23 protein-coding genes are annotated in these 26,213 nt (G+C 37.1%); 12 read left to right on the top strand and 11 right to left on the bottom strand.

Annotated features, from left to right (window positions below):
* The first annotated feature begins 457 nt into the window (after positions 1 to 457).
* From BAQ48_RS12105 to BAQ48_RS12085, 5 genes are all read left to right on the top strand, one after another.
* Entirely contained in the window at positions 458 to 1,342 is an 885-nt protein-coding gene (locus tag BAQ48_RS12105) for a D-amino-acid transaminase (RefSeq protein ID WP_084064583.1), read from the top strand.
* A 211-nt stretch (positions 1,343 to 1,553) separates the two neighbouring features.
* A complete protein-coding gene (locus tag BAQ48_RS12100; RefSeq protein ID WP_071711264.1) occupies positions 1,554 to 3,305 on the top strand; it encodes a C40 family peptidase in 1,752 nt (583 codons plus the stop codon).
* A 364-nt stretch (positions 3,306 to 3,669) separates the two neighbouring features.
* A complete protein-coding gene (locus BAQ48_RS12095) occupies positions 3,670 to 4,881 on the top strand; it encodes a NupC/NupG family nucleoside CNT transporter (protein ID WP_071711263.1) in 1,212 nt (403 codons plus the stop codon).
* A gap of 237 nt (positions 4,882 to 5,118) precedes the next feature.
* Positions 5,119 to 5,874 (top strand): diguanylate cyclase, encoded by a 756-nt coding sequence (locus BAQ48_RS12090; RefSeq protein ID WP_071711262.1) that lies wholly within the window; start codon positions 5,119 to 5,121, stop codon positions 5,872 to 5,874.
* Entirely contained in the window at positions 5,871 to 7,172 is a 1,302-nt protein-coding gene (locus tag BAQ48_RS12085; RefSeq protein ID WP_071711261.1) for a glycosyltransferase family 2 protein, read from the top strand. Before BAQ48_RS12090 ends, BAQ48_RS12085 begins: the two co-directional genes overlap by 4 nt.
* Before the next feature lie 562 nt (positions 7,173 to 7,734).
* Here BAQ48_RS12085 and opuD read toward each other — a convergent pair.
* The gene (gene opuD / locus BAQ48_RS12075) at positions 7,735 to 9,252 is read right to left on the bottom strand and encodes a glycine betaine transporter OpuD (protein ID WP_071711260.1); all 1,518 of its coding nucleotides are present in this window, start codon (positions 9,250 to 9,252) and stop codon (positions 7,735 to 7,737) included.
* Between the two features lie 676 nt (positions 9,253 to 9,928).
* Between opuD and BAQ48_RS12065 the strand changes: the two genes are divergently transcribed.
* From BAQ48_RS12065 to BAQ48_RS12050, 4 genes are all read left to right on the top strand, one after another.
* On the top strand, positions 9,929 to 10,807 hold the full coding sequence (locus BAQ48_RS12065; RefSeq protein WP_071711258.1) for a cell wall-binding protein EntA: 879 nt from the start codon (positions 9,929 to 9,931) through the stop codon (positions 10,805 to 10,807).
* A gap of 79 nt (positions 10,808 to 10,886) precedes the next feature.
* The gene (locus BAQ48_RS12060; protein WP_071711257.1) at positions 10,887 to 11,189 is read left to right on the top strand and encodes a DUF3910 family protein; all 303 of its coding nucleotides are present in this window, start codon (positions 10,887 to 10,889) and stop codon (positions 11,187 to 11,189) included.
* 138 nt (positions 11,190 to 11,327) lie between these two features.
* The gene (locus BAQ48_RS12055) at positions 11,328 to 12,947 is read left to right on the top strand and encodes an SWIM zinc finger family protein (protein WP_071711256.1); all 1,620 of its coding nucleotides are present in this window, start codon (positions 11,328 to 11,330) and stop codon (positions 12,945 to 12,947) included.
* Entirely contained in the window at positions 12,931 to 15,687 is a 2,757-nt protein-coding gene (locus BAQ48_RS12050; RefSeq protein WP_071711255.1) for a DEAD/DEAH box helicase, read from the top strand. Before BAQ48_RS12055 ends, BAQ48_RS12050 begins: the two co-directional genes overlap by 17 nt.
* A gap of 30 nt (positions 15,688 to 15,717) precedes the next feature.
* On the opposite strand, the gene BAQ48_RS12045 is transcribed toward BAQ48_RS12050, so the two are convergent.
* Complete coding sequence (locus BAQ48_RS12045; protein WP_071711254.1) at positions 15,718 to 16,200, bottom strand: VanZ family protein; 483 nt, start codon at positions 16,198 to 16,200, stop codon at positions 15,718 to 15,720.
* 110 nt (positions 16,201 to 16,310) lie between these two features.
* Between BAQ48_RS12045 and BAQ48_RS12040 the strand changes: the two genes are divergently transcribed.
* Both BAQ48_RS12040 and BAQ48_RS12035 read left to right on the top strand, forming a co-directional pair.
* Entirely contained in the window at positions 16,311 to 16,535 is a 225-nt protein-coding gene (locus tag BAQ48_RS12040) for a DUF1659 domain-containing protein (RefSeq protein WP_071711253.1), read from the top strand.
* 90 nt (positions 16,536 to 16,625) lie between these two features.
* Positions 16,626 to 16,841 carry a DUF2922 domain-containing protein gene (locus BAQ48_RS12035; protein ID WP_071711252.1) on the top strand — a complete coding sequence of 72 codons (216 nt, stop codon included), beginning with the start codon at positions 16,626 to 16,628 and terminating at the stop codon, positions 16,839 to 16,841.
* 171 nt (positions 16,842 to 17,012) lie between these two features.
* Here the strand turns inward: BAQ48_RS12035 and BAQ48_RS12030 are convergent, their stop codons facing one another.
* Positions 17,013 to 17,411, bottom strand: a complete 399-nt coding sequence (locus BAQ48_RS12030) for a DUF4359 domain-containing protein (RefSeq protein WP_071711251.1) — start codon at positions 17,409 to 17,411, stop codon at positions 17,013 to 17,015.
* A 192-nt stretch (positions 17,412 to 17,603) separates the two neighbouring features.
* Between BAQ48_RS12030 and BAQ48_RS12025 the strand changes: the two genes are divergently transcribed.
* Positions 17,604 to 18,113, top strand: coding sequence for a competence protein ComK (locus tag BAQ48_RS12025; protein ID WP_071711250.1), 510 nt, complete (start codon positions 17,604 to 17,606; stop codon positions 18,111 to 18,113).
* Positions 18,114 to 18,169: 56 nt separating this feature from the next.
* On the opposite strand, the gene BAQ48_RS12020 is transcribed toward BAQ48_RS12025, so the two are convergent.
* The 8 genes from BAQ48_RS12020 to BAQ48_RS11985 all read right to left on the bottom strand — a co-directional run bounded on the left by BAQ48_RS12020 (position 18,170) and on the right by BAQ48_RS11985 (position 26,165).
* Positions 18,170 to 18,640, bottom strand: a complete 471-nt coding sequence (locus tag BAQ48_RS12020; RefSeq protein ID WP_071711249.1) for a sigma-70 family RNA polymerase sigma factor — start codon at positions 18,638 to 18,640, stop codon at positions 18,170 to 18,172.
* 218 nt (positions 18,641 to 18,858) lie between these two features.
* A complete protein-coding gene (yknW, locus tag BAQ48_RS12015) occupies positions 18,859 to 19,560 on the bottom strand; it encodes a YknW family membrane protein (protein ID WP_071711248.1) in 702 nt (233 codons plus the stop codon).
* 127 nt (positions 19,561 to 19,687) lie between these two features.
* Positions 19,688 to 20,890, bottom strand: a complete 1,203-nt coding sequence (locus BAQ48_RS12010) for an ABC transporter permease (RefSeq protein WP_000054356.1) — start codon at positions 20,888 to 20,890, stop codon at positions 19,688 to 19,690.
* On the bottom strand, positions 20,887 to 21,567 hold the full coding sequence (locus tag BAQ48_RS12005) for an ABC transporter ATP-binding protein (protein WP_071711247.1): 681 nt from the start codon (positions 21,565 to 21,567) through the stop codon (positions 20,887 to 20,889). The genes BAQ48_RS12010 and BAQ48_RS12005 overlap by 4 nt, the downstream gene beginning before the upstream one ends.
* Positions 21,564 to 22,757 (bottom strand): efflux RND transporter periplasmic adaptor subunit, encoded by a 1,194-nt coding sequence (locus BAQ48_RS12000; RefSeq protein ID WP_071711246.1) that lies wholly within the window; start codon positions 22,755 to 22,757, stop codon positions 21,564 to 21,566. Before BAQ48_RS12000 ends, BAQ48_RS12005 begins: the two co-directional genes overlap by 4 nt.
* A gap of 240 nt (positions 22,758 to 22,997) precedes the next feature.
* On the bottom strand, positions 22,998 to 24,332 hold the full coding sequence (gene pgtP, locus BAQ48_RS11995; RefSeq protein WP_071711245.1) for an MFS transporter: 1,335 nt from the start codon (positions 24,330 to 24,332) through the stop codon (positions 22,998 to 23,000).
* Between the two features lie 19 nt (positions 24,333 to 24,351).
* Positions 24,352 to 25,386: an ABC transporter substrate-binding protein gene (locus tag BAQ48_RS11990; RefSeq protein ID WP_071711244.1), complete on the bottom strand. Its 1,035-nt coding sequence runs from the start codon at positions 25,384 to 25,386 to the stop codon at positions 24,352 to 24,354.
* Positions 25,383 to 26,165, bottom strand: coding sequence for a DUF3919 family protein (locus BAQ48_RS11985; protein ID WP_071711243.1), 783 nt, complete (start codon positions 26,163 to 26,165; stop codon positions 25,383 to 25,385). The genes BAQ48_RS11990 and BAQ48_RS11985 overlap by 4 nt, the downstream gene beginning before the upstream one ends.
* Positions 26,166 to 26,213 lie beyond the last annotated feature (48 nt).

The following is a 26,213-nucleotide window of genomic DNA, read 5'->3' as shown; positions in this document are numbered from 1 at the left end:
CTTTAAAATTACATAACCTTTACCAAATATTCACATAGGATTAATGAAACATCTCTATAATAAAATATGTAAACGAGGTTCTACATATTTCTTATCTCTCATCTTCAATAAGATCCCTTAAAGAAATGTGTGAATCGTTTGTTTCTACTTTCTTATAATTGTCTTTCAACATGTTTTGTTTCCATAAACAAAACATTCAATAAGACGATGTCCCTATGAAAGATAGCTACCCTCCTTGTGCAGCATTCCATAAGAATGTTGCTTTTTTTTATTTACAAGCAGGATTCTTATTTCTTATTTTCGAATTTATATATACAAAATGCTATAAATTACCACTATTTTCTTTGCGATTTACCAATACATATACGTCATATGTAAAGAATTACTCACATAAAAATGACTATAGTGATTTTTATTCCGAATGAAAGTTTCATGTTACTTATGTACTTACGAAAGGATGGGACGACAATTGGCATATGAAAGATTTGTACTTTGGAATGATGCAGTTATTGATACAACAAAGCAAAAAACGTACATAGAACTTGAAGAAAGAGGCTTGCAGTTTGGAGATGGTGTCTATGAGGTTATGCGCCTATATAAAGGGAACTTTCATTTATTAGATCCACACATAACAAGATTATATCGCTCCATGGAAGAAATAGAATTATCTCTCCCTTTCTCAAAAGCAGAACTCATCATATTACTTTACAAGCTCATTGAAAGTAATAATTTCCACGAAGATGGAACCATTTATTTGCAAGTATCTCGCGGTGTACAAGCTCGTACCCATGCATTCTCATATGACGCTCCTCCGACAATCTATGCCTATATTACCAAAAAGGAAAGACCAGCTTTATGGATTGAATATGGTGTACGTGCCATATCAGAACCAGATACTCGCTGGCTCCGCTGCGATATTAAATCATTAAATTTATTACCAAATGTACTAGCTGCTACGAAAGCTGAGCGCAAAGGCTGTAAAGAAGCACTATTTGTACGAAATGGTATTGTAACGGAGGGGAGCTGTTCTAATTTCTTTCTAATCAAAAATGGCACTTTGTACACGCATCCAGCCAATCACCTTATTTTAAACGGCATTATTCGTCAATATGTCCTTTCTTTAGCAAAAACCCTTCGCATTCCTGTGCAAGAAGAACTTTTCAGTGTTCGTGACGTTTATCAAGCAGATGAATGCTTTTTTACAGGAACTACAATTGAAATTTTACCGATGACACATCTGGATGGAACAGCGATTCAAGATGGTCAAGTTGGGCCTATCACAAAAATGTTACAAAAATCCTTTTCTCAAAGCTTGTTTCAATCCAACATGTCATCTTCTTAAATCCGAATAATTTCTATCCTGTCTGCATTCAATATATGTATTTAAATGGAAATCAAGGTGTGAAATTCATGCCTTGATTTTTTCTTGTAATCTTTTTGTCATATTCAGATTCCCGCATAAGTCTTGACAGTAATCGACATGCTCTTTAGAATTTTTAACAGTTGGTAAATATTTCTTCACTACATTACAGACAGAAAGGAATCGACAAATTATGAAAAAATACCTTGCCGGTCTTGCGGCAGTGTCTGTAGCAGGAGGAGCAGCACCTACACTTGATAGCGTTCAAGCTGCCCCTGAACAAAATACACAAAAAGCTGCTACACAAACTGTCCAAGCTTCTGCATCAAACAGCTCATCTTATAAGGTAAACGCTAGCGTATTACATGTTCGTGCAGGATCAAGTACTTCTCACGACATCATCTCACGCGTTTATAACGGTCAATCTTTAAATGTGATTGGCGAAGAAAATGGTTGGTTCAAAATTAACCATAATGGACAAACTGGCTTTGTTAGCGGTGAATTTGTATCAAAAAATGGTGCAAACAGTTCCAATGTAAGTACAACAGGTGGAAACAATAAAGTTACTGCTGATGTATTGCGTGTGCGCACAGCTCCTAACACTTCTAGTTCTGTTTCAGGACGTGTATATGAAGGACAAACATTAAACGTGATTGGTCAAGAAAATGGTTGGGTGAAAATCAACCATAATGGACAAGTTGGCTACGTAAGTGGCGAATTCGTATCTGGTGTTTCTTCTAATGCAGGTTCTTCAAACAACAATACGAATAATAACAACCAAGAATCTATAAAACCAGCAAGTGGAAACTATACAGTAAATGTATCTTCTCTTCGTGTTCGTACAGGTCCTAGTACTTCTCATACAACTGTAGGTTCTGTTACAAAAGGACAAGTAGTTCAAGTTGTTGGCGAAGTGCAAGATTGGTTCAAAATCAACTATGCGGGACAAACTGCTTACGTAAGCAAAGACTACGTAACAAAAGGCGGTTCTAACGAAAACGTTGCACAAGGAAACAATCAAGATAACAAACAAGAACAAAACAATAATGTAACCGTTCAAACTGGTGGTACTTACGTTGTTAACGCAACATCTCTACGCGTTCGCACAGGCCCTGCTACTTACCATAGCGTAATTGGTGGCGTATTAAATGGTACGACATTAAACGTAATTGGCTCTGAAGGTAGCTGGTTTAAAGTTAACTATCAAGGAAAAACAGGCTACGTTAGTAGCGAATTCATGAAATTCGTTAAAGGTGGCACTGCTACTCCTGAGCAACCAAAACAACCTGAACAACCTAATCAAGGTGCAATTGGTGACTACTACATTAATGCTTCTGCATTAAACGTACGTAGCGGCGAAGGTACAAATTATAGAATCATAGGCGCACTTCCACAAGGACAGAAGGTTCAAGTAATCTCTGAAAACTCTGGATGGAGTAAAATTAACTACAACGGTCAAACTGGTTACATCGGAACACGTTTCCTATCTAAAACACCAGTTGGTGGCGCAGTAGATAATAAGCCTAACGACAACCAAAATAATAACCAAAATAATAACAACAATAATACAGGCAATAATAGCGGTGACAGTTCTTCCGTACTTGCATACGCAAAATCAATGCAAGGCGTACCATACGTTTGGGGCGGTACTTCTGCTACTGGTGTTGACTGCAGTGGTTACATCTACCACGTATTTAAGAAATTTGGTCATAACATTAGTCGTCAAAGTGTTGCAGGATATTGGAGCAGCCTACAAAAAACTTCAAATCCACAACCAGGTGACTTAATTTACTTCCAAAATACTTATAAATCAGGTCCTTCTCATATGGGTATTTACCTTGGAGGCGGATCCTTTATCCAAGCTGGAGATAAAGGTGTAGCAATCGCTTCGTTAAGTAACTCTTATTGGAAGAGCCATTTCTTAGGATACACGAAAGCACCTTAATTAATAGTTTCAAAGCCTTCTAGATTACTAGAAGGCTTTTTGTTATGCATTCACCTCAGTACTCCCTTTCCGTATCTTCTCTCTATAAAAATAATGCATCTATTTTTCCATTTCATACACCATATTCTGCAAAAATAATCCATAACGTTATCATAATGTATATATTTTTATAAAAAACGTAACCTATTTCATGATGATTCATTTTATATGTGTTTTTTTGAAGAATTTTCTTTTTATTTAAACTTTTCGTTAGACGTTTGACCTCCGATGTCCATTATGATAAGTTACTTAAGATGTTATATTCGCAAAAGTATAGACAACTGGTTTATACACTTTTTTTACTATGAGGAAGGAGCTACACTGCATGAATCTTTTATGGGGAATTGGCGGCGTGATTGGAGTATTAGCAATTGCTTTCTTACTATCTTCCAACCGCAAAGCTATTAATTGGCGCACAATTTTAATCGCGCTAGCATTACAAATGTCATTTTCATTTATCGTACTACGATGGGATGCTGGTAAAGCAGGTCTAAAATACGCTGCTGACGGTGTTCAAGGGTTAATTAATTTTTCTTACGAGGGAATTAAGTTCGTTGCTGGGGATTTAGTCAACGCAAAAGGACCTTGGGGATTTATCTTCGTTATTCAAGCACTACTTCCAATCGTATTTATTAGTTCATTAGTTGCAATCTTATATTATTTCGGTATTATGCAGAAATTTGTTAGTATCGTTGGTGGTGCATTAAGTAAACTTCTTGGAACTTCTAAAGCAGAAAGTTTAAACTCAGTAACAACTGTATTTTTAGGACAAACTGAGGCACCAATCTTAATCAAACCTTACTTAGCACGCTTAACAAACAGTGAATTCTTCACTATTATGGTAAGTGGTATGACAGCTGTTGCCGGCTCCGTTCTTGTCGGTTATGCAGCAATGGGAATTCCGTTAGAACACTTATTAGCAGCAGCAATTATGGCAGCTCCATCAAGTTTATTAATTGCAAAACTAATTATGCCAGAGACAGAACAGGTAGATAATAACGTTGAACTTTCTACAGAACGTGAAGATGCAAACGTTATTGATGCAGCTGCACGCGGTGCATCTGAAGGTATACAACTTGTTATTAACGTAGCAGCAATGTTAATGGCTTTCATCGCATTAATCGCTTTATTAAATGGATTATTAGGATGGGTTGGTTCTTGGTTCGATATTAAACTTAGCCTTGATTTAATCTTTGGTTACTTATTATCACCATTTGCAATCTTAATCGGGGTTTCTCCAGGTGAAGCTATACAAGCAGCTAGCTTTATCGGTCAAAAACTTGCAATCAACGAATTCGTTGCATACGCAAACTTAGGACCACACATGGCAGAGTTCTCTGCAAAAACAAACTTAATTTTAACATTCGCAATCTGTGGTTTCGCAAACTTCTCTTCTATCGCAATTCAATTAGGTGTAACAGGAACGTTAGCTCCTACTCGCCGTAAACAAATTGCAGAATTAGGGATTAAAGCAGTTATCGCTGGTACATTAGCGAACTTCTTAAATGCAGCAGTTGCAGGTATGATGTTCCTATAAATTTTTATGTAAATCCTCCTCTTTTAAAGAGGGGGATTTTTTATATAATATACACACACTCCATATCTAGATGTATAGACATTATGATACAATAATTAGTAAGTCTGTTTATTTTTTCTTGTATTAAAAGGATACTACTCATTCTTGTGCTATTTAAAAGGATTTATAGTCTAATTCTTAATAATTGCACATACTACAAGTGTCCTTGTATGAATTACCTTTAAGGAGGAACGTTTTGTGAAAGATAAGTTCTACAAAATCCTATCTATGTGGATTTTACAAATTGTATTTTATTTTACTACTGTACATGTAACGAAATATGAGCATGCGCTCATTTTTACAATTATATATGTAATTGCAAATGTACTATTCCTATTCTTAGCTGATAAAACAGCATTTGTTTTCTTCATACTCGGAACGATCATTTCCGTGTTCTATTTATTTTATGAAGCATGGCTTCACTTATGGAGTACATCAGACCAATGGGAATATATTATTACCCACTTCCTGATGGCAGCTAACTTCTTCATTGTTTATATATCAACCCACTTATTAAAAAAGGTCATTCACGAAAATAGAAATTTAATTGCACGCGTGAAAGAGTTGGAACAATACATTGGAGAATCGAAACTATTAACAAGACAAGAATTTGAAAGACGACAAGCATTAATAACGACTGCAATGAATCGTCGTAATGAAACAGGCATTATTATTTATTTTGATTTCACTTCCTTTAGTAAGTATACGAAAGAAAGTGTTATGGATCGTGTCGCTTCCCTATTAGTTGAAACCGTACGAACTGACTTTGACCTCGCTGCCGAGTATGACAGCAATACGTTAGTCATCTTATTACAAAATACAAATGATGCCGGTGCAGATATCGTCATGAACCGTCTACAGCCAAAAATGGAGCAATGGCTTGCCAATCAAGCAATTCAAGACATTAAAATGACGCGAGAACACATTGCAACAAAAGGACCGACTGCATTATGATGACACTCGTTATGCTCCTACTATTTATTTTGTTTTGTGTACTTGTCTTTTGGATTAGCATTACATTCTCCATTAAATATGTATTAATCTTTACAGCTTTCCTATTCTCGGGCTTACTCGTTTACTACTCGTTCTTAACAATCGCAGGCTTAGTTCACCGAAATAGTAAACGAAAAGATCGTACACTGGAACATTATCCGAGCGTCGATATTTTAATACCCGCTCATAACGAAGGTGTCGTAATTAAAGATACATTAGAAGCAATGGCAAAGATTGAATATCCAGGAAAACTAACCGTTTATTTATTAAACGATAACTCGCAAGACGAAACACCTGAAATTGGTGATGACTTTGACAAAGCTTATGCTCACATTCGGCACATTCGTGTCCCGGCTGGTGAACCGAAAGGGAAATCACGTGTATTAAACTACGGTCTTAGCATTTCCGATGGTGAATATTTCTGTGTTTATGATGCAGATAATCAACCTGAACCACATGCTCTGCGAATGCTTGTGGAACACGCTGAAACAACCCGGGATGCTGTTGGTGCTGTTGGACACGTTCGGACAGTAAACGAAAAAAGAAACTGGCTAACGCGAATGATTTCACTAGAGTTTCAAATCTTCCAGCTCCTTATGCAGTCTGGACGCTGGCTATTATTCCAAACAGGTTCACTAACAGGAACGAACATGCTTCTACGTCGCTCCGCACTAGAAGAGCTTGGTGGCTATGATCCTTATGCTATTGCAGAAGATGCTGAATTAACATTACGAATTACCCAAAAAGGCTATCTCTTACCAATCGTCCCAGAATCAGTTACATGGGAACAAGAACCTGAGCATTTAAAAATTCTTATTAAACAACGTACACGTTGGCTCCAAGGAAATTTATACATTTTAGAAAAGATGTTTTCTTCCTTAAGTTTCTTTAAAGGAAAACTTCTTGTCCATTCCTTACAGCAAGTTTTAGTGTATGTCGTATTTTGGCTATTCCTAATCATTTCAAACGTTTGGTTTATAATCGGGCTACTTGGGATATTCCAAATTCAATATAGTATTCCGCTGCTATTTATGTGGTACGTCGCATATGTTACATATGTTTCGCAATTATTTAGTGCGCAAAGTGTCGAACGAACCTTTACACCGACTAATATTTTCATTAGTGTCATTATGTACTTTACGTACGCACAGCTCTTTACGTACTTATTTATTCGTAGCTTAATCTTATACTTACGTGCAAAGAGCAAGAAACAAGTCATTGGCTGGGATAAAACAGTTCGATTCAAAAAAGATAAATAATAAAAATAAGCACAGAGCGCCGTAAGCTCTGTGCTTATTTATTGCCGTATAAATTATATATCAGACAATACCCCTTAGCTGAAAGTAATTTCACGTCCATCCCCCAACGAACGATCGACCTTCATTTATATACGAAAAAGTGATTGCTATTTTTGTAGAACCAATTGCTTCTCTTGCTGTTCTTTGCGCGTTTCAGTCTTAGGTTCCGTGCTTTCTTGGACACTACGATGTGCCACACGTTTCAAACAAATATGCTTCCACTTTCTTTCGTAACGTTTCATTATTCTAGATGTCCCCCTTGAATACGCTTTAAAACTATTTGAAATCGCTTACAGGGAATAATATAGCACATATACATAAACGTGACAACACATTTCCGACAATTTTTTGTCAAAAATGTGAATAGAGTTTGTAAAATATCGAACATTGTCGAAATTTATCATTTTTTCTTTGTATAAAAGGCATACTACTTATATAGTGAGGTACTTTATTTCCCTTACTTGCAGTTCGAGTTCCTTCTATATAAAAAAGAGCTGATATAAAATCAGCCCTTTTCCTTCTATTATTTATGTCGCTTCATACGTCCTTCTTTTTGTAACTCTTTAAATAATGCTGCCATCATAAAGAAAATAACAAAGACGAACGGGAATGCCGCAATGATAGCTGCCGTTTGCAATGCTTCTAATCCACCAACATATAATAGGATAGAAGCTAGTGCGGCTAGAACGATACCCCAAACTAATTTAATACGGTTTGGTGGATTCAAACTACCGTGTGTCGTTAACATCCCTAGAACGAATGTCGCAGAATCTGCAGATGTAATAAAGAATGTAGAAATAAGAAGAATAGCTAAAACAGATAAAGCTGATCCAAAGCTTCCCATCTGATCAAACATAGCGAATAATCCTACTTCTGTTCCCATCTCTTTCACTTTCTCAAAGATAGTTGCATCACCAAACAACTCCATATGAATACCAGTTCCGCCAAAAACAGAGAACCAAAGTGCACCAATTACGGTCGGTACGAGTAATACACCGATAACAAACTCACGAATTGTACGGCCTCGTGAAACACGAGCAATAAACGTACCTACGAATGGAGACCATGCAATCCACCATGCCCAATAGAAAATTGTCCATGACTGAATCCATTGATTTCCGCCTTCATCTAATGGACTTAAACGGAAGCTCATGCTTGGCAACTCCTGAATGTAAGAACCAATTGTTGAAGTGAAGTAATTCATAATAAAGTTTGTTGGACCTGCAAACAATACAATAATCATAAGTGCAAATGCCAAAATAATATTCGCATTACTTAAATATTTAATTCCTTTATCAAGACCTGTTTGCGCAGATAACATGAAAAGAACAGTTACGATTGCAATAATAACAAGCTGTGTCGGTAATGAGTTCGGGATAGATGTTAAATAACTAACACCACCTGCAATTTGTTTCGCGCCAAGACCTAATGACGTTGCAACACCAAACACAGTCGCGAAAACAGCTAACACATCAAATGAATGAGCGATACGCCCATGTTCCCCGCCTTTAAATAACGGACCTACTGTCGCACTAATTGTACTTGCTTTTCCTTTTCTAAAAGTAAAGTAAGCAATACACAGCGCTACAAATGCATATAGCCCCCACGGATGTAATCCCCAGTGGAAAAATGAAAAGCGCAGTGCGAGACGCGCACTTTCTTCCGTCGCACCCTCTCCAAACGGAGGTGCGTACAAATGGTTTAATGGTTCAGCAACGCCCCAGAAAACTAAGCCGATACCCATACCAGCGCTAAATAACATAGCAAACCATGTCATATAACTATAATCAGGTTCGTCATCATCTTTACCTAAACGAATAGAACCGTATTTCGAGACAATTAAAAAGATAGACACACCTAAAATAATAGAAACAGAAATAATATAAAACCATCCAAACTTACTAACTAATGCAGTTTGAATTGCGGTTGTTACATTTCCAAGGCTACCTTTTCCAATAATAGATTCGGGAATAATCCCCCAAATTGTAAATGCAATACATAATGTTAATGATACGATGAATGTTTTTGTCAGTTTCCTCATCAAATCCCCCTTCGTAGGTTTCACTTTTATAAATAACATAAATTCCGATAAGTTAAATCGGATAGAAAACTATAACTTTTGCGGTGATTTTCTTTCAACTCTCTTACTTTCACCTTCACCAATTAGAATTCTGATGGACAGCCTTACCTTCCGTATAACCTTTTCACTCTGCAAGAGCTACAAGGTAGAAATACTGCTGTCAAATTGTGCGAGAAAAATGCGGATGGGAATGTATTTTCCCAAAAAAGGATGTGTTACAGATGTAAAAAAGGGTAGTTTTCTTCTTTGCAACCCTTTCTCCTTGTAACAATTATGCGGTTTTTTTGTTAGTATATAGCACATGTTTATAGATTCACAAACGAAATGTTTATGTTTATATAACTATATTACCCATAAAACGGTAAAATACTCAAGGAATGTAATCGTTTAGTAAACATCATGTAACACTCTTGTAATGTTTTTATTTACGCCGAAAAAAATATGTTGCATTAAATATTTTGAATATAACTAGAAACCTAACAATCACATAGAGTGAAAAACGCTTTCCTATATTTTTTGCTATATTACAGGATGTTAACGACTTATTACGAATGGTTTGTAATTGTGTGTTTTCCCGAAATCCGAAAAAATCTGTTGCTATAATGAGGACACGAAAACAAACGCAATGGAGGCTATCATGAAAAAATTAATTGGAATAGCAACAGCAGCAGTTTTTGGTCTTGGGATTTTCACATCATCTGCCAATGCAGAAACTGTTGTAACAACAGACGTACTAAACGTACGCGAAAACCCTACTATGGAATCAAAAGTTGTCGGTAAATTACTAAACGGTAATAAAATAGATGTTCAAAACACAGAAAACGGATGGTCAAAAATCACTTTAGATGGTAAAGACGCATTCGTAAGTACAGAATTTACAAAAAGCATCTACTACGTAACAGCTAACGTATTAAACGTACGTGCTGAAGCGAACACAAACTCAGAAATTCTTGGGACGCTTAAGAAAGACGATATGATCGAAACAACGAACCAAGTACAAAATGAGTGGTTACAATTTGAATATAACGGGAAAACAGCTTATGTTCACGTTCCTTTCTTAACAGGTACAGCACCTGTTATTGAGAAACAAGAACAACCTGCTCCTGCTAAAACTGTAGCACCAGCTAAAGCTCCAGCACCTGCAGCACAAGCAAAACCAGCTGCTAAGCCTGCTGTGAAAGCTGCTGAAACTAGCGAACCTTCTGGTGGTCGTGAGTTAACAGTTGTAGCTACAGCATATACAGCTCACCCAAGCGAAAACGGTGGCACATATGGTGGCCGCGTATTAACTGCAATGGGTCATGACTTAACAGCGAATCCAAATATGAAAATGATTGCTGTTGACCCGAAAGTAATCCCATTAGGATCTAAAGTATGGGTTGAAGGTTATGGAGAAGCTATCGCTGGAGATACTGGCGGTGCAATTAAAGGTAACCGTATCGACATTCTACTTGGATCAGATAGCGCTGCCCAAAAATGGGGACGCAAAACTGTTAAAGTGAAAATTTTAAAATAACCAATGACTGCTACAGCCAGTTCTCTTTGTTGAGAACTGGCTTTTATTTTTTTATAATACATATAAGGAGGTTATACCCATGAATATACAAGCAAAAGTAGACTGGATCGGTACACCAAAACCGTATATATATAAAGATGAAGTCACATATGACGCTACTTCCATTGATTTCTCACTCGCTGGCGATGACAATCGCTATAAATTAATTGTGCTCGGCCATGAAGGAAATACACATTACAAAATTGTCCAATATGGAATCAAACCAGGTTCACAAAAGCCTTTTCCCATCGACATACCATTCGAAGAAAACATGTTACCAATTATAGAACAAATATTACATGATCCATATGTAAAAGCGGTATTACAGAAATCGCGCTCTTAATTACAAAAAAGGATGTTGCTTAGTAGGAAAGTTTAACTAGGCAACATCCTTTTTTGTAATTCAAATTTCATTTTTTCTGTTTTGGTCGTTTTTTGTTTATAATGGTAAAGGAAAGAAATCTGTGTACGGAGGAATATTATGCTGCAACACTCAATTACGAAAGATGAAATTATGATGATTGCGAATGAGTTCGTTCAAGGACTAGATCCACAGCAAACGGCTGATCAGGAACATGTCGCTACAGCTCGGCACCTATATCGTAGTGGTGTTGTCTATAACGTTGACTTTGATGGTTATACACTATCAGGAACTGTAGATGCGGAAGGCAGTGTATATAGCGTTCACATTCCGATTCGTAATGTCTCTGAAAGCTATTGCGATTGCTTCGCACCAACACAATGTGAGCATATGCTAGCTGTATTACTATCTGCAGCGTCTAGTTTCGGGCAAGTAGGGGATGTATTAACTTTATTTAAAAATAATACGAAACCTTCCCTTCCTCCTATTCGAACTGCAAGACAAGTATTGCAATCATCAGCTTTTGAAGAAACGGATTATAAAAGTTGGCAATCGTATTTTGACAAAGAATATGATGCATTTAAAAAAGAACAAGCGCGGCTTACTTATAAACAAATGTATTTTCTTATGAGTATCTTTACGGACTTCTATACGAAACTTGAGCGAAAAGCTCCGCGCGTCATTGCGATACATGAATTATTCCGCCTACACGCGGCACTTTATTGCTTCCAAAAATTATTAGAAGAAATTCAGGCATTTGAAGTAAACAAAACATATTCTTATCATCAGCCTGTTAACGTCGTTCGGTTATTTGTAGATAAAGTAGAATCCATCGTTCGGGACTTACAATCAGAAGCGATTCCTCAAGAAGTGGAATCAATTTTGCAAGAAACAGCTCGTCTCATTCACGAAGTATTCTTCTCAACTGACTCCTATACACAAGAGCGATATTTCATTTATCGTCACGTATGGAGTGAACTCTTAAACAATAAAGAGCAACTGCAAGAGGAAGAAAAACGAATTGATACGAAAATCAATCCACTTTCCAAAGCATTAGCATCTTCTCATCTACTCTTTTTAAATGAAGAAGACCAATTAGCAATGGAGTTACTAAAAAAACAACCTGCTTCTGTTGTAAGTCTGTATTTCTATTGGTTAGAAGAGCTATTAAGTGCCATGCAGTGGGATCGTACGAAAAACTGGCTTTCCTTTACGTACAAACAAGTAAAGGAGACGATACATGAACATGAAAATACAATCTTCATAAAAGATATCGTTCGGTTATTTGTAATCATGTATGAAACATATGCAACACATACAAATGAACAAGCTGGATTCGAAATGATTTTGCAAGAACTCCTGCCGTATAGTTTCGCAAACTATGAACAATACGTACTCGCGAAGAAACAGTATCGTACATGGGCAGAACTTCATCTCTTATATGGATTTGAAGCAATTGAACTATTAAAGGAACCACTGAAAGATATTGAAAAAGAAGCGCCTGAAGCAGCACTTCCTCTTTATCATCTTGCTGCCGTAGAAGCAATTGAAGAGCGAAATCGTAAATCATATAGACGTGCAGTTCGTTACTTAAAGAAATTACGTACATTATATAAACGATTAAAACGTACCGACGAATGGGACGCTTTCATTATTCACATCGCCAATTTACATTCACGTCTGCGTGCACTACAAGAGGAATTACGGAAAGGAAAATTAATCGATGATCAATCAAACTGAAGTAACAATTAGGCTCCAGCACATTAGTCAAGGTTGGTTCCTTTGGGGAGAAGATGACAGCGGTACTCCATTATCCGTAACAAGTTGGAAACGAAATGCATTTACATGGCACTCCACTTCTTTCTACGGTACGTTTCTAAAAGAAGCAACCTTTGAAGGAAAACAAGGTGTTATACTAACAAACGCACAAACATTTGAATACATCGCAAACAAACCAATGAACTCCTTTGCACATATTCAAATGAACGGTCCTATTACAGCTCTTACGAAAGATGCAAATGAATTATGGGATACTTTCACAAGCGGTAGCTTCGTACCCGATATGGAGCGTTGGCCCAAACAGCCATCTTGGAAAGTTCAAAATAGACCAATCGAAGATGACACATTAGCATCTCTATTCTCAGCGGCGGTAAATGAAAGCATATTGCAAGATAACCGTTCAAATGACGGCTGGGAAGATGCAAAAAGGCTATATGAACATTATGACTTTACGAAAAGACAGCTGGAAACAGCACTACATGAAGAAGATTGGCTTCGAAAAATTGGTTATATTGAAGATGATCTTCCGTTTACAGTCGGCCTAAGACTACAAGAACCGCAAGAAGAATTTGAAATGTGGAAGCTTGAGACGGTTGTTACACCAAAGCGCGGAGCTCATCGCATATATGTATATGAAAACATCGAGTCCTTACCGAAAAGATGGCACGATTATGAAGAGCGTGTTACCGAAACACAAGAAGGTTTTAGTAAGCTCGTACCGTGGCTAAAGGAAGATGATACGTTCCGAAATGAACTCTTTGAAACAGAAGCGTGGAACTTCTTAACAGAAGCAAGTAACGAATTACTCGCAGCTGGTATTACGATTTTACTACCATCATGGTGGCAAAATTTAAAAGCTACAAAACCAAAATTACGTGTTCAGCTGAAGCAAAATGCCACGCAAACACAATCTTTCTTCGGCATGAATACACTCGTTAATTTTGACTGGCGTATTTCAACGAACGGCATTGATTTGTCCGAAAGCGAATTTTTCGAACTTGTTGAGCAAAACAAACGGTTATTCAATATAAACGGTCAATGGATGCGACTAGATCCAGCCTTCATTGAAGAAGTAAGAAAACTCATGAGCCGTGCCGATAAATACGGACTAGAAATGAAAGATGTCCTTCAGCAACATCTTTCCAATACAGCTGAAACAGAAATTGTAGAAGAGGATAGCCCATTTACGGATATTGAAATTGAACTAGACGGATATTATGAAGAACTATTCCAAAAGCTCTTACACATTGGCGATATCTCAAAAGTAGATGTCCCTTCTTCACTGAATGCAACACTCCGTCCGTATCAACAACACGGTATTGAGTGGCTATTATATTTGCGAAAACTTGGATTTGGGGCATTATTAGCCGACGATATGGGGCTTGGGAAAAGTATTCAAACAATCACTTACTTACTATATGCAAAAGAAAACAATCTCAAAACAGGCCCTGCATTAATCGTAGCGCCGACATCCGTTCTTGGGAATTGGCAAAAAGAATTTGAGCGTTTTGCGCCGAATTTACGTGTTCAATTACATTACGGAAGTAACCGAGATAAGGGCAATTCATTTGAAGATTTCCTTCAATCGGCAGATGTTGTATTAACTTCTTATGCATTAGCTCAGCTCGATGAGGAAGAACTGACTTCGTTATGCTGGGACGCTGTTATTTTGGATGAAGCACAAAATATTAAGAACCCGCATACGAAACAGTCGAAAGCAGTACGAAACTTGCAGGCGAATCATAAAATCGCTTTAACCGGTACGCCGATGGAAAATCGACTCGCCGAACTTTGGTCCATTTTCGACTTTATTAATCATGGATATCTCGGAAGCTTAGGTCAATTCCAACGCCGCTTCGTCACACCAATTGAAAAAGACCGTGATGAAGGGAAAATCCAACAAGTTCAACGTTTTATCTCACCATTTTTACTGCGCCGAACGAAGAAAGATCAAACGGTCGCATTAAACTTACCGGATAAACTAGAACAGAAAGCTTATTGCCCTCTTACTGGAGAGCAAGCTTCCTTATATGAACAACTTGTTCAAGATACGTTACAAAACGTAGAAGGATTAAGCGGGATTGAGCGCCGTGGATTTATATTACTTATGCTGAACAAGCTAAAACAAATTTGTAACCATCCAGCTCTTTATTTAAAAGAAGAAGAACCACAAAATGTCGTTGAACGCTCTATGAAAACAAAAACGCTAATGGAGCTCATCGAAAATATAAAAGACCAAAATGAAAGTTGCCTCATCTTCACGCAATACATTGGCATGGGGAACATGCTAAAACGTGTGTTAGAAGAAAAGTTCGGTCAGCGCGTCCTCTTCTTAAACGGTAGTGTACCAAAGAAAGAGCGGGATAAAATGATTGAGCAGTTCCAAAACGGAACGTATGATATTTTCATCCTATCATTAAAAGCTGGCGGAACAGGCTTAAACTTAACTGCTGCCAACCATGTTATTCACTATGATCGTTGGTGGAATCCCGCTGTAGAAAATCAAGCAACGGACCGTGCATATCGTATTGGTCAAAAACGATTCGTTCATGTTCATAAACTCATTACTACAGGAACATTAGAAGAGAAAATTGATGAAATGTTAGAACGAAAACAATCATTAAACAACGCTGTCATTACAAGCGATAGTTGGATGACTGAACTATCGACGGACGAATTAAAAGAATTGCTTGGTGTATAAACATAAAAAGGAGCAAATCTCTAAATGAGATTAGCTCCTTTTTCTATGCCAAAACCAATTGCTTATTATAATTCCTGTTAACCCGCCGCACGTATCTAGCAATGAATCTTGCCACATTGGTGTACGATCTCCTGTAAACGATTGATGAATTTCATCAAATGTTGCATACCCCGCAATGAAAAGGAGAGCGTATATAAAGCACCTTTTTCTCGAATAGCCCGATCGATAGAAAGCGTAATACGTCAATGAACCAAGCATAAAGAACACCATAAAATGAGCGCCTTTACGAAGGAAAAACTCAACAAATCCGCCTACACCTTTATTTTCAATACTAACCGGTGTACCTCCGCCATAATCGATAGATACCCATGAAAAATGCTCTTTCACAAATTCAACATTTATATATTGTTCAATATCTGAGCGCATATCCTGCTTTTTATACGGTTGTGCTGAAGAATAGAAAATCAGCCCCATCCATAGTAATACAGGAATCCAAAATAATTTACGATTCATTCTTCCGAAACTCCTCTCCTAGTCTTTTAAGAGTACCAAAAAAAAAATAAAATTTCACGCCCAAACATGACATTTGCACCCTATTTATAAAGTGAAAGGGGGTGATAAACATGGCAGTTGAAACAATCGTAATGGATTTAACACTACGTCTTGTATTAAACAAAGGATTAGATAAGAACGGCAAAACAGTTTTCAAGAACAAACAATTTAAGCATGTAAAAACAAACGCAAACTTAGAGCAAGTACACAACGTAGCACGTGCTCTTGCCTCATTACAAGAATCATCACTTCACGCTGTACAGCTTGTAAGCATATCAGATCTTTCTAGCCTATAGAGTGAAATTTTAATGAGTGGGGGCATCCCCACTCATTATTAACCCGCACCAATCGGACGTTTACGTGATAAATAAAAAGGAGGAAAACACATGCAAGTACTAGAATTAATTTTCGCGAAAGAAAATGGAAAAACAGTTGTTTTTTCTATCGAGAAGCCCATCATCCCCATCGATACACAAGTCGTAGATCAAGTAATGGATACCATTCTTGCCTCATCTGTATTCTCATCAATTGATGAAAATACTCGAAAAAAAGAAGCACGTCTCGTAGAAAGAAATGTCTCTGAAGTTCCAATTACGCTATAAAGTGAAACTTTAATCAGTGGGTTTTTTTTCATCCCCACTGATTATCAGCCCTCACCAATCGGGCATTTACGGGCAGTTGATCTCCACCTAACTTCTTTTCTCCAGCCGAATTTTGAGAGAGGTGTCTTACTGCCCGCAAATAGCGGGATAAATGAAAAAGACGAATCTGCATCATTTTGCAGGTTCGTCTTTTTTCTTCGGCATTTCAATTGGGATAAAGATCTTTGAAACACCAACACAAACATATTTATAGTTTTCTCCGCCTAAATCAAACTCGGTCGTATATGTTGAGAAGAAAATATAATCATTCCGTTTTGTATAATGATCGATTAATAATCCAACTTGTGGCTCAACATACTTTTTCGCCAACTTCTTACTAGCCGATGCTAAATCGCCAAGGAGACCCTCTTCGTTCTCTTTTTGAACTTCATCTAGTTTCTTACTCACATCGTTACGTTTCATAAACTGCTTCGCTGCCCATTCTGTATATTCTCCTTTACTCGGATTGCTATTTGCTAAATATACTAGGAGAACAACAACTAGAGCCATAATAATATACTTTTTCTTCATACTATCTCACCGCCTACTCTTTTCTATTTTCATATATATGTACAAGCGATGCAAATTAGAAAAACTATTACATATTGTATTGTAAACGAACAACCAAAATTTACAATACGAAACAAAAGATTAACATTTAATTTACTTAATTTGTATATAATAATATTAAGAATAATATTTTATAAGGGAGGACTTAGAATTATGTCTAATGATGAAAATGATATTTTTATTTCTAATTCTACAATGATGCTAGAGCCTTGCAAACACCCTTATTATTGCACAACACTTATCGACAGTAGCGGTAATCATATACACTCCAGTCAAACTGCCATCCAACTCATAAAGAAATCTTGTCTAACGAATGTTCACTCTACTTATCAAGGCAGACGTAATGCAGTCCAAACAAATTTTAAATTCAAACAAAACGTCCCAATTCCAATTAATCATAGGGAATATATTTGCGCTTTTCCAACAGAATCTCCTTCTTCTCCAAACTGTATATGGCTATTTTATAACCATATAGATGACATAGAATTTTTCAAAAAGAGCAAGCAAGCTACAATTCATTTTTCAAATGGTACTACTACTACAATACACATCAGTCCCCATAAGTTAAAACAACAAGTATTAAAAGCTGGATACGTACTATCACGTATGAACATGCAAGATTCACTACAATTTAAAAACCTCTTGTTGCATTTACTACCTTAAACTAACAAGTAGAATGGAAAGCAACATCTCTTGCCTTCCATTCTACTTGTTACTATTTATCCTCTTAAACTATCTCGCATTTTCTCCAGTGCTTGCCGATACACCCATCTCACTTGATAATATGTCATTTCTGTCTCTAAAGCGATTTCCCCCATCGTCTTCCCTACAAAAAAGCGTTCAAAAATAATATACTTCTCCTTCTCATTTAATACACTCATCAAATCCTTCGCTCTCATTCCAATATCTTCAGCATGGAAGATATCCTCATACTCTCCTACATATACACACTTTTCTTGTACTGCGAACTCTTTCTTCAACCTTTCTAATATATAACCACGCACCGTTACAACTGCATATGCAGGAAAACTTCCTTTCTCCGCATCAAACCTTTCATAGGCATGCCAAAGACCGATTAAACCACATTGATAATACTCTTCATAATCTTTCCGAATACCTAGCTTCTTTATTTGATTTACAATCATTCCTTCATACAACACAACTGCCTCTTTAAAAGTTGCTGGTTTCACACAGTACCCACTTCTAAAAGGTATACCTCTTTGTTATTCCGCCGGTACCTTCACAATATAAAAATAAAGAAGAGAATTCACTGTGAGTAATTTCAAATACTGCTATCCAAATTTGAAATTACACTAGGCAGAATTTGAAATTCAACTGGTCGTATTTGAAATAGGGGTAAAAATAAAAAAGGTGACTCTCGGGAGAGCCACCTTTTAGTCCAACCATATTATACCGGCAAACCAGGTAAAAACTTTGCCATCAATACAACAATCGCAGCTAAGAATACCGCCTTAATAATGAATAAAACGATAATTGGAATAGCTGCTTTCACTTTACTTAATCCTGCTGTAACTTGTAATCCTAACCAAATTAAAACTAAATTCCATAAATAGAACACTTCAATTGAATTAGCGATTCCATATGCAAGTGAGCCTTTCTCAAATAACGGACCTAAACTTGTATACGCAGTTGGTGCAGCACCTAAAATTAAAGCTATAATACCATTAATGAGTCCACCAATAATAACAATAATATCCGCGTATACAATAATCATTACTATTTTTTTATAAGAAGTATCATTCCCGTAAAACATCATAAACACTTTATAAATAGCTGCAACAACTAATGTTGCAATCATAACACCTACTATTCCCCATATCGTACTAGAAATTAAATTTGATACAAGCGATCCCTGCTCTGCAAGTGCACCACCTAATTTCTTTTGCATTTCAATCATCTCAGGTGATGTATACGTAATATACGAATTTAAACCACCCACTAGTCCTTGTAATAGCGCCACTATGAAGAACATACCCCAAACTTTCTCAGTCGTCTTCATTCTCTCAAACTGTAAACCAGGAGAAGTAATCATTCCGAACAATGATGGCTTCTCGCCGCTAGCTTTTTGCGTATTCACATTAGCTTCCATTATAACGCCTCCTTCTATTTATATAACCCGTTCTAACGGGCGGTTCACTTCCTCACATAGAGGCTACGAACCGCCCACTAGAACGGTAATTTGCAGTAGAGAGCCCCCCTCTCTACTACACTATTACTTACTCATAACGTAATGCTTCAATTGGATCTAATTTCGCAGCTTTATTCGCTGGAATTAATCCGAAAATAATACCAAGTGTCATCGAGAATAATACGCCTCCAACGACAACTTCCCATGAAACGAGTGGTGGCCATTTTGCGAATGTAGAAACGATATATGCTCCGCCATATCCAAGACCAATTCCAATCAAACCACCTAAAAGCGTTAACATAACTGCTTCAATTAAAAACTGTAATAAAATTTTACTACGTGTTGCTCCAAGTGCTTTACGTATTCCAATTTCGCGCGTACGCTCCGTTACAGATACGAGCATAATATTCATAACACCGATACCACCAACGACTAATGAAATACCTGCAATACCGCCGATAATCATCGTCATAATACCAGTTACTTTAGAAACATTTTCTTGGAATTCTTTTAAATTTACCAGTTCATATTTACCTGGAATTTCACTTGGCTTACGACTATTTAATACATCAACAGCTTTTTTCCCCGCTGCTTCTAAGTCATCTACATTTTTAGCTTGAATTGCGATATTTTGAATATCATCTGTTCCGTATAAAACAGGCCATAACGTAAGGGGGATTAACGCTTCTTCCATTTCAAATCCCATAAACTCATTATCAGATTTATATACACCAATAATTTGCATTGGCTGCCCCTTCATCTCAATAATTTGTCCAACTGGGTTTACGTCCTTAAATAATGTTTCCTCTGTTTTTGTACTAATCATCACAACATTATTTGCATGAGTAATATCTGATTCACTTAAAGTACGTCCCTTTACGACCTTTACTTTATTAACCGCAAAATATTCATTATCAAGACCAATAATATTCAGATTTGCTTTTTTATCATTTACATCAAGCACCTCTGAATTCTGGTTTGTCGTAATAACGTGTGAAACATCTTTCACTTGTTTTACTTCCAAAATATCCTCTTCCGTTAACTTCGGTATTTGAAATCCGCCCATAGCAAACTCATCATTAATATCTGCTTTAAATTGAATTGGCATAAGATTATTACCACCAGAACCTGCGAATTTCGACTTCAGCATCGCTTCCCCGCCTTGCCCAATTGCAACGACAGTAATAATCGAACCTACTCCGATAATAATACCGAGCATCGTAAGAGCTGAACGCAGTTTATGAGCTAAAATAGAAGATAGGGCAATTTTTATACTATCTAGTAAACTCATACCGCACACCTTCTATCTTCTGTAATTTTCCCATCTCGCAGTACAATACGGCGGGAAGAATACGCTGCTACTTCCTCTTCATGCGTAACCATAACAATTGTTGTACCTTCTGCATTAAGCTTCGTGAAAATATCCATAACTTGCTCACCAGACTTCGTATCAAGTGCACCAGTCGGCTCGTCGGCCATAATGAACGTTGGATTATTAGCAATTGCTCTTGCAATTGCTACACGCTGCTTCTGTCCACCTGACAATTCGTTTGGTAAATGATGCACGCGGTCCGCTAATCCAACTTTACCTAACGCCTCTAAAGCACGTTTGCGACGCTCTGCTTTCTTCACGCCACCATATACGAGCGGAAGCTCAACATTTTCCACCGCAGAAAGACGCGGAAGCAAATTAAAGTGCTGAAACACAAAACCGATATATTCATTACGAATTAAAGCAAGCCTTGACTCGTCTGCTGTTAAGATATTCACATCATTCAGCATATATTCGCCTTCTGTTGGACGATCTAAACAGCCGATAATATTCATAAGCGTTGATTTACCAGAACCAGACGGTCCCATAATCGAAACGAACTCCCCGCCTTGAATCGTTAAACTAATACCGTGCAAAATCGGCACTGCCAATTTTCCTTGATAATACGTTTTAGCAATATGATTTAACGTAATCATTTCTCTTTCACTTCCATTCCGTCATACACGTTGTCGGAAGGATTTTTAACCACCTTTTGCCCCACTGTTACGCCTTCAGTAATCTCTGTCCAATCTCCATCATTCGAACCTTTTTTCACATTTTGTTTACGAAGCTTACCTTTATCCTCAACATAAACAAATGCATCATCGTCCTTTTCTACAATGCTCTTACTTGGAACAGCGATCATCGTCTTATTCTCTAAATTTACTTGCAATGAAACGTGATAACCTGGAGATAAACCATCTTGACTATCAAGACTTGCTTTATATGTATATTGAGACATATTTTGAGTCGCTTCACCCATACCGCCAGCTTGAGCCATCTCTGCACTCGTTGGGAACTCACTTACCTCTGTAATCTTACCTGTCCACTTCTTCTTATTATTTGCTTTCGCTGTTACAGTAAATGTTTGATCTGGTTGAATTTGTGACTTTTGAAGCTCAGTTAACGTCCCTTGAACTTGGAACGGATCTTTAGACGCCACTTGTAAGAAGGCTTTCCCTTGACCACCTAACGCTTGAGATGAACTTTGCGCCGCATCTTTATCTAACTTTTGAACAACACCAGTAAAATTACTATAAATCGTAAGCTCTTTCTGCTTTTTACTTAACTCTTCTTTCTGCAACTTCCCTTTCTCTTTCTCAAGATCAGTTGTCTTTTGAGCCATCTCTAACTCACTTACTTGCTCTTCCATCGGATCTGTTACTTCTTTCCCAGCTCCGCTATCTTTCGCCTTCTTTATTTCTTTCTTGAGCGAATCAATCTTCTTTTTCCCTTGATCATAACGCATATCAGCCATCTTCTCATCCAGCTCAGCTTGCTTCATTTGAAGATTAATTTCCTCATTATCATAAGAGAATAACTTCGTACCTTTCTCTACCTCTTGCCCTTCTTTCACAACAATCTCTTTCACTTTTCCTTTAGTAGGATCCGCATAGAAACTTTCAATATTCCCCGGCTTCACCTGACCAGAAATTAACTTCGTATTATTTAGCTTACGCTCTGTTACTTTCTCAAAACTTACAGCATCAGCATTTGTTGCTGCGCCCTTCTTCTTGCCTTGCATAATAAAAATATTAACTGCTGCTACAATAACAATTAGTGCAATAACCCCGACAATAATCCATTTCTTCTTCTTGCTTGGAGTACGAACCGTATTTGGTAACATAGTCTCTCTCCTTTTTATAACTTAATAGTTTAATATAAAAATTGTACAAAACTTTCTGAAAACTAATTACATATTATTACATTATTTTTACAAAGTTTTACACATTCATTTATATTGTAACAAAAATTCCAATGATTAGAAATATGACATCCTATCTTTTAAGATAGTTTTAAGGAAAGATTATATTATATGGAAAAAGCCATCCAAAATGATAATTGGATAGCTTTTCGAATAAAACTATTACGCTACTTTAGAACCTTTTCTCTCATGTCCCATTTGAACAATCAGTAAGAATATTGTTGCTAATAAACCACCTGCTAACAGTAATATGAAGCAACCATCCCAGCCAGAACGATCAACAATAATACCAATTGCTGCGTTTGCTATGAAACTTCCTCCAACATAACCGAACAGACCACACATACCAACTGTTGTACCTACTGCAAATTTTGGTACTAATTCCATTGCACTTAAACCAATTAAAAATTGTGGTACATAAATTAAACAACCGATAATAGAAACTGCAATACTCACAACAAGAACATTAGTTGCTTGCCAATATACGATTGTTCCAACAACAACCCCAGCCATACTCATAACACATAATGGCATTCGTTTTCCTTTGAATAATTTATCGCTTAAAAAGCCGACAATTAAAGAACTCGGAATTGCTGCTGCCTCAAATATTGAATACGCTGCATGCGCTTCTGTTTTTGTAAAACCTTTCACTGTTGTTAAGTAAATTGGTACCCAGTTAATAACACCGAAACGAATTAAGTAAACAAATGCATTCGCAATACATAAGAACCAAACAAATTTATTTTTCACTACATATTTCATTAAAATTTCTTTTGGTGACATCTTGTTAGCATTATCTGCTTTTTCAAGATTTTCATAGTCATTACGATATTCATCAATTGGAGGAAGACCTTCAGATTCTGGTGTATCCTTCGCATTAATCCAAACAAGAACTGAAATTACCATAGCGATAATGGCTGGGAAAATAAATACGCCACCTTGCCAATGACTTTCACCAAAAATACCTACACCAATTCCAACGAATGGTGGAACAAGTAATCCACCAACGTTATGTGAAATATTCCAAATACCTGTTTTCGTACCACGTTCTTTCTTTGAAAACCATTTCGTCATAACAATGCTACAAGGTGGTGCTCCCATACCTTGTACAATACCGTTTAGAACAAGTAATGTTAAAATCATCCCAAAGGAAGATGCATAGCCGAAACAAATATTAACAAGACCAGATAAAAATAAACCTACTGCAATAAATCGTTGCGCAAAAGCCTTATCCGATAAATTCCCCATAAAGAATTTACTAAGCCCGTAAACAACAGCCATTACTGCGCCTAATAATCCAATTTGTGTCGTGCTAAATCCAAATTCATCTACTAAATACGTAGTAGATAAATTAAAGTTACTACGAACTAAATAATAAGCAGCGTATCCAACTGAAATCCCGATTAACACACGAATACGTAGTAATCGATATACACGGTCGATCATATTCGCTGGTAATCGCTCAATTGCAGGTGCTGGCTTAAGCCATTTAAACATATATTTTCGTCTCCTTTTCTCACTTCTGAGAGAGACGCTGTCTATTCCATATCTCGATTATTCCACTATTTGATATACTTTGATTCGTTCTTCTAACCGGCTGTCCTTCTATTTCTTTCTCATTCTTCGCAAACATCGTTGGTACACCAAACGAAACTTTTTCTAAAATGTGCCCTGCCTCTTCCGATAAACAATAATCAATAAATAAATCCGCAATAATACCACTCGGCGCACGCTTTAGTTTCGAAATCGCATTAACAGATAATCCTGTTTGCTCAGGTTCGTTACTTACAATAGGAAAGCCTTGTTTTTGAAGCATTCTTTGATCTCCCATAAAATTGATGCCTATCATATATTCACCACTCGCAACAAGTTCTGCTGGTATGTAACCATTAACCGTTACCTCTCCAACTTGCTCTGCCAAGTTCTTAACATATTCCTTCGCTTCCTTTTCACCTAAAGTATCAATAAGTGATTGAAACAACGTATATGCTGTACCTGAAACATTTGGATCGGGCATGACAATCTTTCCCTTATATATTGGATTTAATAACTCTTCCCACCTTGATGGATACGAGAGACCGAGCGGTGCTATTTCTTCATTCCACCGCTCTTTATTAATCGCAATCGCCAGTTTCTCCACTTCATAACCGTACCAATAACCGTCTTTATCTTTCACAGTCTTCGGAATACGATTCGCATGCTGGCTCATAACAGGAATAGAAAGGTTCTGTTGCTTCATCATTTGATGTGCATCTACTGTACCACCAATAATAATATCCGCTTTCGGATTTCCAGCTTCCTCTTCCACTCTCCGAAGAAGCTCTTCCGTCGAAAGGCGAATAAATTCATACGTACATCCGCGTGGTTTACAAAATGATGAAAGCAATGCTTCCCCAACTTCCTCGCGGGCTGCCACGTAAGCAACAAGATGACGATCATCCAAAATAGGGAGACCACTTTTATTATATTTAATAGAGGTTGTATCTCGAGAGCAACTAGACATCGCTCCTCCGAATATTAGCAAAAAGAAGAAAAGGGCTATCTTTCTCATGATACATTCTCCTTTACGAGTAAATCTGCTAGGGAGCCCTTCATATACATGACATTCCCGTTATTATCACCGAGATATTGCACAACAAAGTAAGATGGATATACAGAAATCGTAAGTATGTCTTCTCGCTCATTCTTTATACGCTTCCCTGTTTTATAAGCTGTAATATAAGCAATTGGTTCATTCTGTGATTGTAATAATTTCTGTATTTCTCCGTAATCTGTAATTTGCTTTGCGTACCGAATCGAATCAAGTATGTGCGTAAGGTCCATCGCACGTTCTACATCACCTTGGCGGACGACGACATCCTTTGCTGAAGCAAAGAAATCGCTAATACGCTCTGGCGTGTAGTACAGACTTAACAAATACGTTTGAAGTGCTGAAATCATTGGATCCATACCATTCTTTCCGTATACGTTCGCCTCATACTGGAACAAGTCACCTACTGCAAAAGTACGCTTATGTCCATTCAAGTACGTTACTTCTCCAGTAAATACTTGTTCTTGGCTCTTAACATCCCGCGGCTCTATTCGAATTCGGTCAAAGAATGAAACAATCGTATGTAAACGAACTTCATCCGTTACAACAATTTCTCCCCACTTTTCATGCCTTACTCTTACTTCAGTTGGAAGGGATTCATTCACTCTTTGTAAAACGGCTTGTTTGTCATTTACAATTGTAATTCGATTATATATTTGCTTCTCCATCACATAAAACAAAATGAGAGAAACAATCATACAAAGGACAAACATAAGAATTTGAAATGATAGCCTTTTCATTTCTGCCTACCTCCAAGATAAAAAAACGTTGTTTCGAAAATACCGCAT

The sequence above is a fragment of the Bacillus luti genome (assembly GCF_001884105.1).
Taxonomy (GTDB): domain Bacteria; phylum Bacillota; class Bacilli; order Bacillales; family Bacillaceae_G; genus Bacillus_A; species Bacillus_A luti.
Note: the sequence above shows the minus strand (reverse complement) of the source record. Positions and strands in the feature narration are given on the sequence as shown.